This is a genomic window from Hydrogenophaga defluvii (assembly GCF_042665235.1).
Taxonomy (GTDB): domain Bacteria; phylum Pseudomonadota; class Gammaproteobacteria; order Burkholderiales; family Burkholderiaceae_C; genus Hydrogenophaga; species Hydrogenophaga defluvii_A.
Genome location: NZ_JBHTBZ010000013.1, coordinates 1 through 14,244 on the forward strand (window position 1 = coordinate 1; position 14,244 = coordinate 14,244).

The 14,244-nt window shown below is 65.1% G+C and carries 15 protein-coding genes and 1 tRNA gene; 9 read left to right on the forward strand and 7 right to left on the reverse strand.

Going from position 1 to position 14,244, the window contains the following annotated elements:
* Positions 1-117 precede the first annotated feature (117 nt).
* A tRNA-Arg gene (locus ACFQU0_RS05120) sits at positions 118-192 on the forward strand.
* 25 nt (positions 193-217) lie between these two features.
* The gene (locus ACFQU0_RS05125) at positions 218-526 is read left to right on the forward strand and encodes an ATPase with chaperone activity (RefSeq protein WP_382199052.1); all 309 of its coding nucleotides are present in this window, start codon (positions 218-220) and stop codon (positions 524-526) included.
* A 1-nt stretch (position 527) separates the two neighbouring features.
* Here ACFQU0_RS05125 and ACFQU0_RS05130 read toward each other — a convergent pair whose 3' ends face one another.
* Entirely contained in the window at positions 528-2,135 is a 1,608-nt protein-coding gene (locus ACFQU0_RS05130) for an ABC transporter permease (protein WP_382199053.1), read from the reverse strand.
* 89 nt (positions 2,136-2,224) lie between these two features.
* Here ACFQU0_RS05130 and ACFQU0_RS05135 point away from each other — a divergent pair, with 89 nt between their 5' ends.
* The gene (locus tag ACFQU0_RS05135) at positions 2,225-3,343 is read left to right on the forward strand and encodes an ABC transporter ATP-binding protein (RefSeq protein WP_382199054.1); all 1,119 of its coding nucleotides are present in this window, start codon (positions 2,225-2,227) and stop codon (positions 3,341-3,343) included.
* A gap of 12 nt (positions 3,344-3,355) precedes the next feature.
* On the opposite strand, the gene ACFQU0_RS05140 is transcribed toward ACFQU0_RS05135, so the two are convergent.
* Positions 3,356-5,248, reverse strand: a complete 1,893-nt coding sequence (locus tag ACFQU0_RS05140) for an amidohydrolase (protein ID WP_382199055.1) — start codon at positions 5,246-5,248, stop codon at positions 3,356-3,358.
* Positions 5,249-5,327: 79 nt separating this feature from the next.
* Between ACFQU0_RS05140 and ACFQU0_RS05145 the strand changes: the two genes are divergently transcribed.
* On the forward strand, positions 5,328-6,056 hold the full coding sequence (locus ACFQU0_RS05145) for a TetR/AcrR family transcriptional regulator (protein WP_382199056.1): 729 nt from the start codon (positions 5,328-5,330) through the stop codon (positions 6,054-6,056).
* Here the strand turns inward: ACFQU0_RS05145 and ACFQU0_RS05150 are convergent.
* The gene (locus ACFQU0_RS05150) at positions 6,041-6,553 is read right to left on the reverse strand and encodes a copper chaperone PCu(A)C (RefSeq protein ID WP_382199057.1); all 513 of its coding nucleotides are present in this window, start codon (positions 6,551-6,553) and stop codon (positions 6,041-6,043) included. The two genes, ACFQU0_RS05145 and ACFQU0_RS05150, sit on opposite strands and share 16 nt — an antisense overlap.
* 68 nt (positions 6,554-6,621) lie before the next feature.
* The gene (locus ACFQU0_RS05155; protein ID WP_382199058.1) at positions 6,622-6,999 is read right to left on the reverse strand and encodes a DUF2946 domain-containing protein; all 378 of its coding nucleotides are present in this window, start codon (positions 6,997-6,999) and stop codon (positions 6,622-6,624) included.
* Positions 7,000-7,224: 225 nt separating this feature from the next.
* Between ACFQU0_RS05155 and ACFQU0_RS05160 the strand changes: the two genes are divergently transcribed.
* From ACFQU0_RS05160 to ACFQU0_RS05180, 5 genes are all read left to right on the forward strand, one after another.
* Positions 7,225-9,531 carry an NADP-dependent malic enzyme gene (locus ACFQU0_RS05160; RefSeq protein WP_382199059.1) on the forward strand — a complete coding sequence of 769 codons (2,307 nt, stop codon included), beginning with the start codon at positions 7,225-7,227 and terminating at the stop codon, positions 9,529-9,531.
* Positions 9,532-9,755: 224 nt separating this feature from the next.
* Positions 9,756-10,790, forward strand: coding sequence for an ABC transporter substrate-binding protein (locus ACFQU0_RS05165; RefSeq protein WP_382199060.1), 1,035 nt, complete (start codon positions 9,756-9,758; stop codon positions 10,788-10,790).
* A gap of 64 nt (positions 10,791-10,854) precedes the next feature.
* Positions 10,855-11,682: an ABC transporter ATP-binding protein gene (locus tag ACFQU0_RS05170; RefSeq protein WP_382199061.1), complete on the forward strand. Its 828-nt coding sequence runs from the start codon at positions 10,855-10,857 to the stop codon at positions 11,680-11,682.
* A 10-nt stretch (positions 11,683-11,692) separates the two neighbouring features.
* Positions 11,693-12,460 (forward strand): ABC transporter permease, encoded by a 768-nt coding sequence (locus ACFQU0_RS05175; RefSeq protein ID WP_382199062.1) that lies wholly within the window; start codon positions 11,693-11,695, stop codon positions 12,458-12,460.
* Complete coding sequence (locus tag ACFQU0_RS05180) at positions 12,457-12,933, forward strand: nucleoside deaminase (protein WP_382199063.1); 477 nt, start codon at positions 12,457-12,459, stop codon at positions 12,931-12,933. Before ACFQU0_RS05175 ends, ACFQU0_RS05180 begins: the two co-directional genes overlap by 4 nt.
* 7 nt (positions 12,934-12,940) lie before the next feature.
* Here ACFQU0_RS05180 and ACFQU0_RS05185 read toward each other — a convergent pair whose 3' ends face one another.
* Genes ACFQU0_RS05185 through ACFQU0_RS05195 form a run of 3 tightly spaced genes read right to left on the reverse strand, consistent with a single transcriptional unit; the run spans position 12,941 to position 14,197 of the window.
* On the reverse strand, positions 12,941-13,342 hold the full coding sequence (locus ACFQU0_RS05185; protein ID WP_382199064.1) for a GFA family protein: 402 nt from the start codon (positions 13,340-13,342) through the stop codon (positions 12,941-12,943).
* A gap of 15 nt (positions 13,343-13,357) precedes the next feature.
* Positions 13,358-14,008, reverse strand: a complete 651-nt coding sequence (locus tag ACFQU0_RS05190) for a glutathione S-transferase family protein (protein ID WP_382199065.1) — start codon at positions 14,006-14,008, stop codon at positions 13,358-13,360.
* Between the two features lie 9 nt (positions 14,009-14,017).
* On the reverse strand, positions 14,018-14,197 hold the full coding sequence (locus ACFQU0_RS05195) for a DUF3012 domain-containing protein (RefSeq protein WP_382199066.1): 180 nt from the start codon (positions 14,195-14,197) through the stop codon (positions 14,018-14,020).
* Positions 14,198-14,244: the final 47 nt, after the last annotated feature.

Here is a 14,244-nt window from a genome sequence, read left to right on the forward strand (position 1 = left end):
TTGGCTGCCAGCACCATCACATCACGTCAAAGCGGACAATCTACTTGCTACAAAACCGGACAGTTCTATTTGCTGCTGACAGGCCTGTGGCCAGGGCCGTTAGAATCCACGCGCCCCGCCGCCATAGTTCAATGGATAGAACGAGCGCCTCCTAAGCGCTAGATGCAGGTTCGATTCCTGCTGGGGGCGCCACATTCTCCCCAACCCGCGCCCACCGATGTCCGAGGACAGCCAACTCCTGATCCCGCCGTCCTTCATCGCGCTGTACGTACCACCGGGCCGCATCAAGCCGACGCTGGCGCGCGACGAGATCGCGCAGCGCTACGAGCTGTGCGAGGACATGGCGCAGATGTTGACCGAAACGGCGTCCACCATGCTGGTGACGCTGGGCATCACCGAACAGGATGTGCTGGCGCGCTGCCGCCTGGGGCTGCGGGCCGAGCCGGCGGTGGTGTCGGCCGACGAGGCGGGCTGGGTGGTCTCACGGTTGGCCGAGCTGATGAACTGGCCTGCCCCACTGAGGTGATTCAACGCGAGCGCAGGGTGCGGCTGAGCAGGATGACCGGCAACAGGCCCACCAACACCAGGGTGAGTGCGGGCAGCGAGGCCTCGCCGAGACGCTCGTCGCGCGCCAGCTGATAAGCCACCACGGCGAGGGTGTCGCTGTTGAAGGGGCGCAACACCAGGGTGGCGGGCAGTTCTTTCATCACGTCCACAAACACCAACAAGGCGGCGGCCGCCACCGAACGGCGCAGCAACGGCCAGTGCACGCGCAACATCAGCGCCAGGCCGGTGGTGCCGAGCATGCGGGCAGAATCGTCCAGGCTGGCGGGAATGCGGGCGTAGCCGCTTTGTACCGATTGAAGGGCCACCGCACAAAACCGCACCAGGTAGGCCCAGACGATGCCCAAGGCGGTGGCCGTGACCCAGGCGCCCACGCCGCTGTGGGGCGCCACCTGCTGCAGCCAACCCACGGGCAACAGCAGCCCCACCACCACCACGGCCCCGGGCACGGCGTAGCCCAGGCTGGTGAGTTGCACCACACCACGGGTAAAGGTGTCGGGCCACACGCGCACGGCAAAAGCGAGCACCAGCGCCAGGCCCACCGCCAACGTGGCACTGAGGCCAGCGAGGCGCACGCTGTTGAAAGCCCAACCCACAAAGGCGGCCCAGGGCAGCTCGTCCCAGCCGCCCAGCAGCGGGCGCAGCATGAACAGCACTGGCAGCACAAAACCGGCCAGCACCGGCAGGCCACACACCGCCCAAGCCAGGGCCACGCGCGCGCCACGCAGTTGCACAGGTTGCGCTTCGTCGCCGCCAGCACGGCCGCCGCGTTGCACCGCAAACCGCAAGCGCCGCTGGGCGCGGTGCTCCAGCCACATCAGCAAGGCCACGAGCAGCAACAGCAGTGTGGCCAGCTGGGCAGCGGCCAAGGGCATGTCCATGGACAACCAGGCCTTGTAGATACCAGCGGTGAAAGTCTGGATGCCGAAGTAGCTGACCACGCCGTAGTCGGCCAGGGTTTCCATGAGCGCCAGCGCCACACCGGCTGCCACCGCCGGGCGGGCCAGGGGCAGCGCCACCTCGCGCACCCGGCGCGACAACGGCGCACCGAGCAAACGCGCGGCCTCCATCAGCTGCGCGGCGCGCTCCGACAAAGCCGTGCGCGCCAACAGGTACACGTACGGATAGAGCGCGAAGGTGAACACCCAAACCGCCCCGCCCAGGCTGCGCACCTCGGGGAACACACGCCCGCGCAAGCCGAAGCTCTCGCGCAGCGCGGTTTGCAGTGGACCCGAGAACTGCAGGTAGTCGGTGTAGGCGTATGCCACCACATAGGCCGGCATGGCCAGGGGCAGCAACAGCGCCCATTCCATGACGCGCCGGCCCGGAAAGTCGAACAGCGTCACCGCGCTGGCGGTGGCCATGCCCACCACCGCCACCCCCACGGCCACGGCCGCGCACAGGCCAATGGTGGTGGCGGTGTAGCCCGGCAACACGGTTTGCGCCATTTGCAGCAGCACATCCTGCGCGGCGGCATCAAAGCGCATCCATGAAGCCACCAGCGCCAGCACCGGCAAGGTCAGGAACAGGGTGAGCAGCAACAGCAATGCCGAGGTGAGCCAGCGGGTCATATGGGGTGTGCAAGGTGCGGGCGTGGCTCCCCAGGACAGGATGACCCACATCAACGCAAATGAGAATTGTAGTTATCTACAATGCGCCTATGTTTCTATCGGTGTCCCAACTGCAGATTCGTTACCCCGGCGCTGCCCAGGCGGCGGTGGACGGCGTGACCCTGGGCCTGAGTGCCGGTGACATCGGGGTGCTGATTGGGCCCTCGGGCTGTGGCAAGACCACCTTGCTGCGTGCGGTGGCCGGGCTGGAGCGTGCCACCAGTGGACACATCCGACTGGGTGGCGAGGTGGTTAGTGCAGCGGGTGAACATGTGCCTGCTGAAAAGCGCCGCATTGGCATGGTGTTCCAGGACTACGCCCTGTTCCCGCACCTCAATGTGGGCCGCAACGTGGCCTTTGGCCTGCAACACCTGAATCCGGCAGAACGCCGCGGCCGCGTCGCCGAGGTGCTGACGCTGGTGGGCTTGGACGGCCTGCAGGAACGTTATCCACACGAACTGTCGGGCGGCCAGCAGCAGCGTGTGGCGCTGGCACGCGCGCTGGCCCCGCAGCCGCGCCTGCTGTTGCTGGACGAGCCTTTTTCCAACCTCGACGTCGACCTGCGCGAGCGCCTGGCCCACGAAGTGCGTGGCATCCTCAAGGCGGCCGGCGCCACGGCCTTGTTCGTCACCCACGACCAGCTGGAGGCCTTTGCCATTGGCGACGTGATCGGTGTCATGCACCAGGGCCACCTGCACCAGTGGGACGACGCCTACGCGCTGTACCACCGCCCCGCCACGCGTTTTGTGGCCGAGTTCATCGGCCACGGCGTGTTTGCACCGGCCCGCATCAGCCAGCTGGGCGACGACGTGGTGGTGGACACGCCCATGGGCCCGCTGCTGGATGTGGACGAATGCCCGCTGCCCAGCGCCTACGAAGCCGGGCTGTGTGATGTGCTGCTGCGCGCCGACGACATCGTGCACGACGACGACGCGCCGGTGAAGGCGCAAATCGTGCGCAAGGCCTTTCGCGGCTCGGAGTTTTTGTACACCCTGCGCCTGTCCAGCGGCGAGACGGTGATGACCCACGTGCCCTCACACCACAACCACGCGGTGGGCGAATGGATTGGCATACGCGCCCAGGTGGACCATGTGGTGACCTTTGCGCGTGGCGCGGGGCCCAGCTCGCCGCCCGCGCCTGCGGCCACGGTGGCCGCCGAGTCTGCCTGAACCGCTTTTCCGTCAGTGCAGCTGTTCGCCGTGGTGGTGGTCCGGCCCGCAGAACGCGTGCGAGCGCACCACGTGCCAGCCTTTGTTGCTGTCCTTGCCCCCGTTGCCTGGCTGTGACATGCGGTTGCGCAGGCTGGCACCGGTCGCTGCGGTGCTGCGCTGGTAGACGTACTCACCCCCCAACACCGTGGCCGCCACCTCGACATCGAACATCAGTCGGTTGATGTCCACCTGCGTGACGTCCTCGTCGAAGATCACGAAGTCAGCGTATTTGCCCACCTCGATGGAGCCGACCTCTTTGTCCATTCCAAGGGCCTTGGCGCCATGGATGGTGTAGGCGGCGATCATGGTGTCGCGGTCCACGCGTTCTTCGGCATACAACACCTCGCCGAAGTGTTCGTCGGGGATGGGGTTGGTGCGGGTGACACCCATGTAGATGGCGCGCAGCGGCGTGTTGAGCATGGGCTCACCAGGCATCGAGTCCACCGGCCAGTCGCTGCCGCCCACGATGGTGGCACCGGCCGCTTTCAGGCTCCCTGCAGGGTAGATGTAGCGGTGCGCCTGCGGGTCGATGAAGGGCTTGAGCGCATCCAGCGTGTAAACGTCGGGCAAGGCCCAGAACATCTGCAGGTTGGCCAGCACGTTGGCCGGTGCAAAACGCGGGATGTCGTCGGGGTGGATGATCTCCAGATGCGAGATCTGGTGGGCAATCGCCTGGTTGCCGTTGGCCACGCGCACTTTCTCGAAGGCATCCAGGACGGTGCGGGTGGTGAAGTTGCCGATGGAATGCACGTTCACGCGGAAGCCCTCCTTGTCCAGGCGGGTCAGATAACGTTCCATCACGTCCTGCTCGAAATAGCGACCACCGTAATTGGTGGTGGGCTGGCCGTTGGTGTCGAGATATGGCGTCAGCATGGCGGCAGTCTGGGTCGGGTACTCGATCACACCGTCCGAAAACACCTTCACGCCATCGGCCTTGACCAGCTTGTGCTGCGCAAACCGTGCGCGCTGCTCCTTCAAGCGGGCGTACTGGGCTTCGTCGTCGGCGACGTCGGCCATGAGGTTGGCGCGCACCCGCATCTTGAGCGTGCCGTCCTTCTCCAGCGCGTCGTACACATCCATGGCACGCTCCGACGCCCAAGCGTCCTGCACCGACGTCAGGCCTTTGGAGCGCGCCAAATCCAGCGCCTGCCGGCTTTTCACCACATGCTGCGCCAGCGGTATTTCAGGGATGGCGCTGCTGACCAAGCCCTGAGCCGCATCCACCAGCGCGCCGGTGGGCTGGCCTTGGGCGTCGCGCACGATCACGCCGCCCACCGGGTCGGGCGTGGCCGCCATCACCCCAACCATTTGCAAGGCCAACGAATTGGCCCAGGCGGTGTGGCCGTCTATGCCCGCCACAAACATCGGCCGCGTGGTGCTGACCTGATCGAGGTCGGCACTTGTCATCACCAGACCCGCCGGGTTGACGTTGACGGCCTCGAACCATTCGCCGGCAGCGCCAGGATCGGCCGCCAGGCAGGCTTGCAGGCGGGTCACGATCTCGGCTGCCGCCAGCGTTTCGCCGTCCATGCTGCACTGGCCCAGACGGGTGGCACCCAGCACCGGGTGGATGTGGGCGTCGATGAAGCCCGGCAGCAAGGTCTTGCCCTGCAGGTCGATCACCTCGGTCTGGCTGTCGATGTAACGCGCCATGTCGGCGTCCGAACCCACCGCAATGATTTTGCCGCCGCGCACCGCCACCGCCTGCGCCACCGTGCGTTGCGCGTCCATGGTGACCACGTGGCCGCCCTTGAAAACCTGGGTGGCAGGGGTTTCGCCCCCACCACCGAGGCAAGCGGCCAGAATAGCCACCGAAGCGGCGCCGGCCAGCCAGGCGCGCCCCACCCGATATCGTTTCAGCATGTTGACTCCGTAGGTTGTTTTGGCAGCTTGACGGTCAATATCACCAGTTAATATTGCCAGTAAATACTGCTGTTTTATTGTGACCCAACCCCAACGTGGCCCCACAGCCACTTCTCCTGCCAACAAAGGTGCCAGTTCGACCGCAGACACCGGGGTCAACCTCTACCGCCGCGAGCCACGGCAGGCCCGGTCACGCGAAATGACCGAGCGCATCCTTCGAGCGACCATCGAACATTTGGAGGAAGAAGGTGGCCGCACCCTGACCACCAACCACATTGCCCGGCGGGCCGGGGTGGACATCGCCTCGCTGTACCGCTACTACGGCAGCAAAGAAGCCATCCTGGTGGAGTTGACGGAACGCTGGATCGCGGGCATCCAGGCCATCCACGACCGCCACCTTGAGCGCATGCTCAACGGCATGCCGTTGCTGGCCATGCTGCGATCGGTCACCCACGACATCGAGCACATGCCAGAAGGCCGCTGGGCCTACCAGGAGTTGGCCTACCTCATGGAAACCCTGCCGCCACTGCGTGCCCTGGAGGACGCGCATTCGGCCCGCATCGTCGATTTCTGGGCGAAGGCCTTGCAGCACCATGGGTCGGACTGGCCCTTGCAACGCCTGCGCGTGCTGTCACGCCTGTTCTACGTGCAGATCGACGCTGCACTGATGTTGGCCGCGCAACTGCCCGCCGCCGAGGCCGCCGATGTGCGGCGCTGGCACGGGCGCGCGGTCGTGCGTCTGCTGCGGCAGGCCCTGCCGCGCAGACACCTCAAGCCTGGGTCACCGCCCCGTCAAGGTTTTTGCTGACCGTGGCCGCCATGGTGGCCGTGGTCCATGGGCTTGGCAGGCATGGCAGCCGCGCCCAGGGCACGCACCGGCGCCTGCAGGGTCTGGCTGCTGCGCACCTTGGCAGCGTCTTCAAACACCAGCGTCAGCGGAATCGACTCGCCCGCCTTGAGCGGCTGCTTCAAGTCCATCAGCATCACGTGGTAACCACCCGGCTTGAGTTCGGTGGTCTTGCCTGCGGCCAGATCCAATGACGGCACAGCGCGCATGCGCATGACGTCTTTGTCCATCGCCATTTCGTGGACTTCAACCACACCCGCCACAGGCGAGCTGGCCGACACCAGGCGCATGTCCTGCGGGGCAGTCAACCGCATGAACGCACCCGACGCCTTTTGTTGGGCCACGGTCCCGCGCACCCAGGGATCCTCAATCTTGACCTGCGCCTGGGCCCAGACGCTGCCCACCACACCCACGTTCAAGGCGACCAAGCCCGCCACCAGCCATTGCTTCTTGTGCATACAAAACTCCGGAAAAAATCAAACATCGGCGGCCCAGCAGGCACACCGTAAAAAAACAAGGGAGAGCGTCACAAGAAGGTGGGCGGGGCACGGCTTTGCAAGGGCGTCCAGGCGCGCTGCAAAGGCGCCGACGTGGCCACCGCTGCGGGGCCATGGGCCGTGGGCAAGGGATGCGCCCACCACCGTGAAGTGGTTGGCACACCACCTGCCACATGGGTGCTGCACCAGGCGCAACCGCCCGACGCACCGCTGCTGGGCGGTGTGCCGTCTGAGCGGTCATCAAGTTGCACCCAGGCCATGCCGCTGGCCGAGCAGATTTGCACCCAGTTGGCGCGTTCGCTGCCCGCCACCACCGCCTGTGTCACGGCAGGCGTGAAAACGCCCGCCACCATGGCCAGCAAAGCCAGCCAGGCACTGAAACGGCGGTAAAACAACGGCAAACCCATGTGAGAAGTTTAACGATCCCGCCCGAGCCCGCAGGCCTGTGACCAGAAGTGAAAACTGAATTGACCACTGGCTCATCCCTGAACCGCTGTCTGCGGGTTTCCAGAGAGGCCCAGACCGTGCTGGCTTGGATACACTGAAACCGCCTGCCTCACCCCATTGCCCTCGGCGGCCCTTGGGAGCCTGTGAGCACAAGCACCTTGCCACAACAGACAGATCGAAACGACATGACACCCGCCGAACAAGCCCTGCGCGACGCCGCACTCGAATACCACCGCAGCCCGTCCAAGGGCAAGATCGCGGTCACCCCGACCAAACCCCTGTCCAACCAGCGCGACCTGTCGCTGGCCTACTCGCCCGGCGTGGCCTACCCCTGCCTGGCCATCGAGGCCGACCCGACATTGGCCTCCGAATACACCTCGCGCGGCAACCTGGTGGGTGTGATCACCAACGGCACCGCCGTGCTGGGCCTGGGCGACATCGGCCCGCTGGCCTCCAAACCGGTGATGGAAGGCAAAGGCTGCCTGTTCAAGAAGTTCGCCGGTATCGATGTGTTCGACATCGAACTGGCCGAGCGCGACCCCGACAAACTGGTCGAGATCATCGCCTCGCTGGAGCCCACGCTGGGCGGCATCAACCTCGAAGACATCAAGGCGCCCGAGTGCTTCTACATCGAGAAGAAGCTGCGCGAACGCATGAACATCCCGGTCTTCCACGATGACCAGCACGGCACGGCCATCATCTCCAGCGCCGCCCTGCTCAACGGCCTGGAACTGGTGCAGAAGGACATTGGCGCGGTCAAGGTCGCGGTGTCGGGCGCGGGCGCGGCAGCCATCGCCTGCCTGGACGTGATGGTGGGCCTGGGTGTCAAGGTCGAGAACATCCTGGTCTGCGACTCCAAGGGCGTGATCCACACCGAACGCGACGACACCAAAGCCGGCAAGCTCGATGCCTCCAAGCAGCGCTATTGCCAAGTCACCAGCGCGCGCACCCTGGCCGACGCGGTCAAGGGCGCCGACGTGTTTCTGGGCTGCTCGGCCCCCGGCGTGATGACGGTGGAGATGGTCAAGACCATGGGCACCCAGCCCATCATCCTGGCCCTGGCCAACCCCGAGCCTGAAATTCGCCCCGAGCTGGCCAAGGCCGCGCGGCCCGATTGCATCATCGCCACCGGCCGCAGCGATTACCCCAACCAGGTCAACAACGTCCTGTGTTTCCCCTACATCTTCCGTGGCGCACTCGACTGCGGCGCGACCAAGATCACCGAGGAAATGAAACTGGCCTGCGTGCGCCAGATCGCCGACCTGGCCAAGAGCGAGATCAGCGACGAGGTGGCCGCGGCCTACGTGGGCCAGGAGCTGGCCTTTGGCCCCGACTACCTGATCCCCAAGCCTTTCGACTCGCGCCTCATTCTCAAGATCGCGCCGGCCGTGGCGCAGGCCGCCGCCGATTCGGGCGTGGCCACCCGCCCCATCACCGACATGGAGGCCTACATCGAGTCGCTGTCGCGTTTTGTGTACCAGACCGGCATCCTGATGCGGCCCATCTTCAACGCCGCCAAGGCCGTGGCCGACAACGCCAAGCGGGTGGCCTACGCCGACGGTGAAGACGAACGCGCGCTGCGTGCCGCCCAAATGGCCATCGACGAACACCTGGCCCGCCCCATCCTGATCGGCCGCCCGGCGGTGATTGCCGCCCGCATTGAAAAGGCCGGCCTGCGCATGCGCCTGGGGGTGGACGTGGAGAACGTCAACCCCGAGGACGACCCGCGTTTCCGCCAGTACTGGGAGCACTACCACAAGCTCATGGGCCGCAATGGCGCCACGCCCGAGGTGTCCAAGGCCGCCGTGCGCCGCTCCAACACCATCATCGGCTCGCTGATGGTGTCGCTGGGCGATGCGGATGCGCTGATCTGTGGCTTGGTGGGCAGCTACATGACGCACCTGGAACGCATCGACAGCATCATTGGCAAACAACAAGGCGTGGGCAACTACGCTGCGGTGAATGCGCTGATGACCGACCGGGGCCCCATCTTCATCGCCGACACCTACGTCAACGAAGACCCCAGCGCCGAACAACTGGCCGAGATCGCGTGGATGTCGGCACAGCAGGTGATGCGTTTTGGCATCCCACCCAAGGTGGCCTTCCTGTCGCACTCCAGCTACGGCTCGTCCAAGCGCGCATCGGCCAAAAAAATGCGCCTGGCGCGCGACCTGTTCGTGGCCCAACACCCCGACATCGAATGCGATGGCGAACTGCACGGCGATGCCGCGCTGCAGCCCGAAATCCGCAGCGCCTACCTGGGTGAGGACAGCACGCTCAGCGGTTCGGCCAACCTGTTGATCTGCCCCAACCTGGACGCAGCCAACATCCTCTACAACGTGATGAAAACCACGACCAGCGGTGGCGTGACGGTGGGCCCTGTGCTCATGGGCGCCGCAGCCACGGCCTACATCCTCACGCCAGCGGCCACTGTGCGCCGCGTGCTCAACATGACGGCGCTGGCCGTGGCCGCCAAAGCCAGCACCCGCTGAAGCCGTCACCCGGCCAGAGGGCACCAAAACAGGGCAAACCCTGTGCGGCGTGCTTCACATTGATGCAACAATCCCGCCAGCTCACGCTGGCGGCTGGGTGATGCACACGTTTGTATACACGTTTTGTGTCCACAAACGGGCGATCCCCGCAGCGTGGCACCGTTATTGCTTAGTCCCAGGCACACCAAGTCTGGCGCCCAGTGCGTCGCCCCTTCGGAGAAACCATGAACAAGCGCCTCTTCATCCAGACCGCCACGGCCCTGGGCCTGGCTTCCGCCTTCGGCCTGGCCCACGCCCAGAGCACCGCCATCAAATTCCAGCTTGACTGGCGCTTCGAGGGCCCGGCAGCGCTGTTCGTTCAACCGGCCGCCAAAGGCTACTTCAAGGCCGCCGGCCTGGATGTGACCATCGACTCCGGCAACGGCTCGGGCGGCACCGTCACCCGCGTGGCGTCAGGCACCTACGACATGGGTTTTGCCGACATGGCGGCCCTGATGGAATTCCACGCCAACAACCCGGACGCCCCCAACAAGCCGGTGGCCGTGATGATGGTCTACAACAACACGCCGGCGGCGGTGTTGGCGCTGAAAAAGTCGGGCATCAAAACCCCGGCCGACTTGAGCGGTAAAAAGCTGGGCGCGCCCGTATTTGACGCCGGGCGCAAGGCCTTCCCCATCTTCCAGAAGGCCAACAACGTCACCAACGTGGCCTGGACCGCCATGGACCCGCCGCTGCGCGAAACCATGCTGGTGCGCGGTGACATCGACGCCATCACCGGCTTCTCGTTCACCTCGCTGCTCAACCTCGAAGCACGCGGCGCCAAGACCGACGACGTGGTCATCATGCCCTACGCCGATTTTGGCGTGAAGCTCTACGGCAACGTCATCATCGCCAGCCCCAAGCTGATCAAAGAGAGCCCGGCGGCCATCAAGGCCTTCCTGAGCGCCTTCACCAAGGGCGCCAAAGAGGTCATGGCCAACCCAGCCGCCAGCATCGAGTTCGTCAAGCAGCGCGACGGCATCATCAATGTGCCGCTGGAAACGCGCCGCCTGCAGATGGCCATCGACGCGGTGGTGGCCAGCCCCGACGCGCGCAAGGAAGGTTTTGGCCAGATCAACCCGGCCCGCATGTCGCTGATGGCCTCGCAAGTGTCTGACGCCTTTGCCACCAAAACCCGCATCGACCCCGCTGCGGTGTGGAATGGCAGCATGCTGCCCAGCGCGGCCGAGCTCAACATCCTGCCGCCCGCCAAGAAATAAGCCCGATCCGACCCAAGGGCCAGCCGTCTGACGAAGGCTGGCCCTTTTTTTGCGAGTGACACGCATGAGCACCGATTCCCAAGCCCCCTTTGTGCACTTCGACGACGTCTGGCTGGCCTACAACGACGAGTTGCTGGCCCAAAACGTCTTCGCGGTGGAGAACATCAACCTGAAGGTGCAGCAGGGCGAGTTCATTGCCATCGTTGGCCCGTCGGGCTGCGGCAAGTCCACCTTCATGAAACTGACCACCGGCCTGAAAAAACCCAGCATGGGCCGCATCCATGTGGACGGACAGCCGGTCAATGGTCCGCTGAAAATTTCGGGCATGGCCTTCCAGGCGCCATCGCTGCTGCCCTGGCGCACCACGCTCGACAACGTGCTGCTGCCACTGGAGATCGTGGAACCCTACCGCCAGCAGTTCAAGGACCGGCGCAAGGAATTTGAGGACCGCGCCAAGAAGCTGCTGACCACTGTGGGCCTGGGTGGCATGGAGAACAAGTTTCCGTGGGAACTGTCGGGCGGCATGCAGCAGCGCGCCAGCATCTGCCGCGCCCTCATCCACGAGCCCAAGATGCTGCTGCTCGACGAGCCCTTCGGTGCACTCGACGCCTTCACCCGCGAGGAGCTTTGGTGCACCCTGCGCGACCTGTGGCAAGAGCAGCGTTTCAACGTCATTCTGGTCACCCACGACCTGCGCGAATCGGTGTTTCTGGCCGACACGGTGTACGTGATGAGCAAGAGCCCGGGCCGTTTTGTGGTGCGCCGCGAGATCGACCTGCCGCGCCCGCGCGACCTGGAAACCACCTACACGCCCGAGTTCACCAACATCGTCCACGAGCTGCGCGGCCACATCGGCGCCATGCGCAAGTCGGGCGCCGTGATCAACCAGTGAAGACCATCCCATGAAACGAAAACAGATCGAACGCTGGTCCCCCCTGCTGCTGCTGCTCGCCATCGTGGTGGTGTGGGAGGTGATCTGCAGCGGCTTCGGCGTGTCCGAATTCATCTTTCCCAGCCCCAGCCGCATCTGGGAGCAGACGCTGGAACACAAGCTCACCATCGCCGGCCACGCCTGGCGCACCTTCTGGGTGACCATGGTGGGTTTTGGCATCGCCATCGTGGTGGGGGTGCTGCTGGGCTTCCTCATCGGCAGCTCACGCCTGGCGTACGCGGCGGTCTACCCGCTCATGACTGCCTTCAACGCGCTGCCCAAGGCCGCCTTCGTGCCCATCCTGGTGGTGTGGTTCGGCATCGGTGTGGGCCCGGCCATCCTCACGGCCTTCCTCATCAGCTTCTTCCCCATCATGGTCAACATCGCCACCGGTCTGGCCACGCTGGAGCCCGAGCTGGAGGACGTGCTGCGCGTGCTGGGCGCCAAGCGCTGGGACGTGCTGATCAAAGTGGGGCTTCCGCGCTCACTGCCCTACTTCTACGGCTCGCTCAAAGTCGCCATCACCCTGGCCTTCGTGGGCACCACCGTGTCGGAGATGACGGCCGCCAACGAAGGCATCGGCTACCTGCTGATCTCGGCCGGCAGCTCCATGCAAATGGGTCTGGCCTTCAGCGGTCTGCTGGTGGTCGGCGCCATGGCCATGGCCATGTACGAGCTGTTCAGCTTCGTTGAGAAACACACCACCGGCTGGGCGCATCGCGGCAGCCAGAACGCATGACGCCCGAACAGGCTATCCGACACCTGCGCCGGGCCAACGAAGTGGCGCGCCGCGCCCGCGATGCCATGGGCAAACACCCCTTCGGCGCCATCCTGGTGGCGCCCGATGGCGAAACGGTGCTGGCCGAGCAAGGCAATGTGGACACCGTCAACCACGCCGAAGCGGTGCTGGCGCGCACCGCCGTGCTAAACCATCCGGCCGAGTACCTGTGGCAATGCACCCTCGTCACCACCGTGGAACCCTGCGCCATGTGCGCCGGTACCCAGTACTGGGCCCACATCGGCCGCCTGGTGTATGGCATGACGGAGCGGCGCCTGCTGGAACTCACCGGCAGCCACGAAGAAAACCCCACCATGGACTTGCCCTGCCGCAGCGTGTTTGAGGCCGGCCAGAAAACCATCGAAGTCATCGGCCCCGTGCCGGAAGTGGAAGAAGAAATCGCGGCCTTGCACCGCGATTTCTGGCAGGGCTGATCGCGCGCTAAAGGTGGGCGAAGAAAGTCGGGGCCTGCTGCCACCGATCTTCGCGCCCGTCCACGTAGGTGATGGACAGCGCGACCAGTGCCTCGTCGCTCAAGTCGTCCAGGCACCCGAGGTTGACGCCGTACATTTTGCCGATGGGCGTGTCGGTGCCCACGCCGAAAGGCCGCACGCCGCAATGGCGGCAGAAGTAGTGCTGGTTCTTGCGCGTGTTGAACAGGTACTGTGTCAGTTCGCCTTCACCCGCGAGCAGACGAAAGCCGCCCTCACGGGCGACCGCAGGCCAGAAGCGGGTGCGTCGGCAAATGCTGCAGTTGCAGCGGTAGGTGCTTTCGGTGAGATCAAGATCGGCCTCGAAGCGCACCGCGCCACAGTGGCAACTGCCCCGGTAGGTCTTGAGCATGGCGGCGCCCCAGGCTCACCAGCGGGGCGCCACACGCTCGCCGGGCAGCAGCTCGTAGGGAGGTTTCCAACCCGGCAACGCGCGCAGGCGCTCCGTCCAACGCGCGATGGCCGGGTAGCTGACCGGAAGATCGATGCCGCTTTCCTCGGCAGGGAAGTACAGGTAGCCACACAGCGACATGTCGGCGATGGTCGGTGCATCGCCCACCAGGTAATCGCTCTGGGCCAGATGGCGCTCGACGATGCCGAAGGCGCCCTCGACCCGGCCACGCAGCCAGGCCACGACGGCGGGGTCAGCCGGCGCCGGGGCGAAGGACTTGCTGAACCGCAAGGTGGCGAAGTAGCTGGTGAACTTGTGGTTGTCGAAGAACAGCCAGCGCAACACCTCCTGGTGCTCATCGTCTGTGGTGCCACCGTAAGCCCCGTGGCGTTCGGCAAGGCGAAGCATGATGGCCGCCGACTGCGTGAGTTTGCGGGCACCGTCTTCCAACACCGGCACCTCGCCCATCGCGTTGACGTCCTGACGCCATCCGTCCGTGCGGGTCAGGCCGGCCGCGAATTCGGCAAACGGCACGTGCACCGCCTGCCAGGGCTGACCCAGCGCCTGCAACAGCAACGCCACCTTGTAGGTGTTGCCCGATTGCGAAAAGCCGTGCAGCTTGTACATGGCGTCCCCTTATTTCAGGATGCAGTGTTGGGCGAAGTCGGTAGCTTCGTTCATGCTCCAGTCGCCCTTGGGTTTGTCCTTGAGCTGTTGGCACCATTTGTCGCTGCCCACTTCGGGTGCGCAGCCCAAGAGTCCGGCCAGCCAGACCATCAAGCACACGCTCACCAGCTTGCGTTTCATCGGCGTCATTTCATATCCTCCATGGGGTTGTTGTGACGCCGATGGTAGCGCCAGCG

Coding starts and splice junctions, on each gene's coding strand:
- ACFQU0_RS05140 (WP_382199055.1), bottom strand. CDS start 5,248: ATGCTGAAACGATATCGGGTGGGGCGCGCCTGGCTGGCCGGCGCCGCT.
- ACFQU0_RS05130 (WP_382199053.1), bottom strand. CDS start 2,135: ATGACCCGCTGGCTCACCTCGGCATTGCTGTTGCTGCTCACCCTGTTC.
- ACFQU0_RS05170 (WP_382199061.1), top strand. CDS start 10,855: ATGAGCACCGATTCCCAAGCCCCCTTTGTGCACTTCGACGACGTCTGG.
- ACFQU0_RS05195 (WP_382199066.1), bottom strand. CDS start 14,197: ATGACGCCGATGAAACGCAAGCTGGTGAGCGTGTGCTTGATGGTCTGG.
- ACFQU0_RS05125 (WP_382199052.1), top strand. CDS start 218: ATGTCCGAGGACAGCCAACTCCTGATCCCGCCGTCCTTCATCGCGCTG.
- ACFQU0_RS05155 (WP_382199058.1), bottom strand. CDS start 6,999: ATGGGTTTGCCGTTGTTTTACCGCCGTTTCAGTGCCTGGCTGGCTTTG.
- ACFQU0_RS05160 (WP_382199059.1), top strand. CDS start 7,225: ATGACACCCGCCGAACAAGCCCTGCGCGACGCCGCACTCGAATACCAC.
- ACFQU0_RS05150 (WP_382199057.1), bottom strand. CDS start 6,553: ATGCACAAGAAGCAATGGCTGGTGGCGGGCTTGGTCGCCTTGAACGTG.
- ACFQU0_RS05190 (WP_382199065.1), bottom strand. CDS start 14,008: ATGTACAAGCTGCACGGCTTTTCGCAATCGGGCAACACCTACAAGGTG.
- ACFQU0_RS05185 (WP_382199064.1), bottom strand. CDS start 13,342: ATGCTCAAGACCTACCGGGGCAGTTGCCACTGTGGCGCGGTGCGCTTC.
- ACFQU0_RS05165 (WP_382199060.1), top strand. CDS start 9,756: ATGAACAAGCGCCTCTTCATCCAGACCGCCACGGCCCTGGGCCTGGCT.
- ACFQU0_RS05135 (WP_382199054.1), top strand. CDS start 2,225: ATGTTTCTATCGGTGTCCCAACTGCAGATTCGTTACCCCGGCGCTGCC.
- ACFQU0_RS05180 (WP_382199063.1), top strand. CDS start 12,457: ATGACGCCCGAACAGGCTATCCGACACCTGCGCCGGGCCAACGAAGTG.
- ACFQU0_RS05175 (WP_382199062.1), top strand. CDS start 11,693: ATGAAACGAAAACAGATCGAACGCTGGTCCCCCCTGCTGCTGCTGCTC.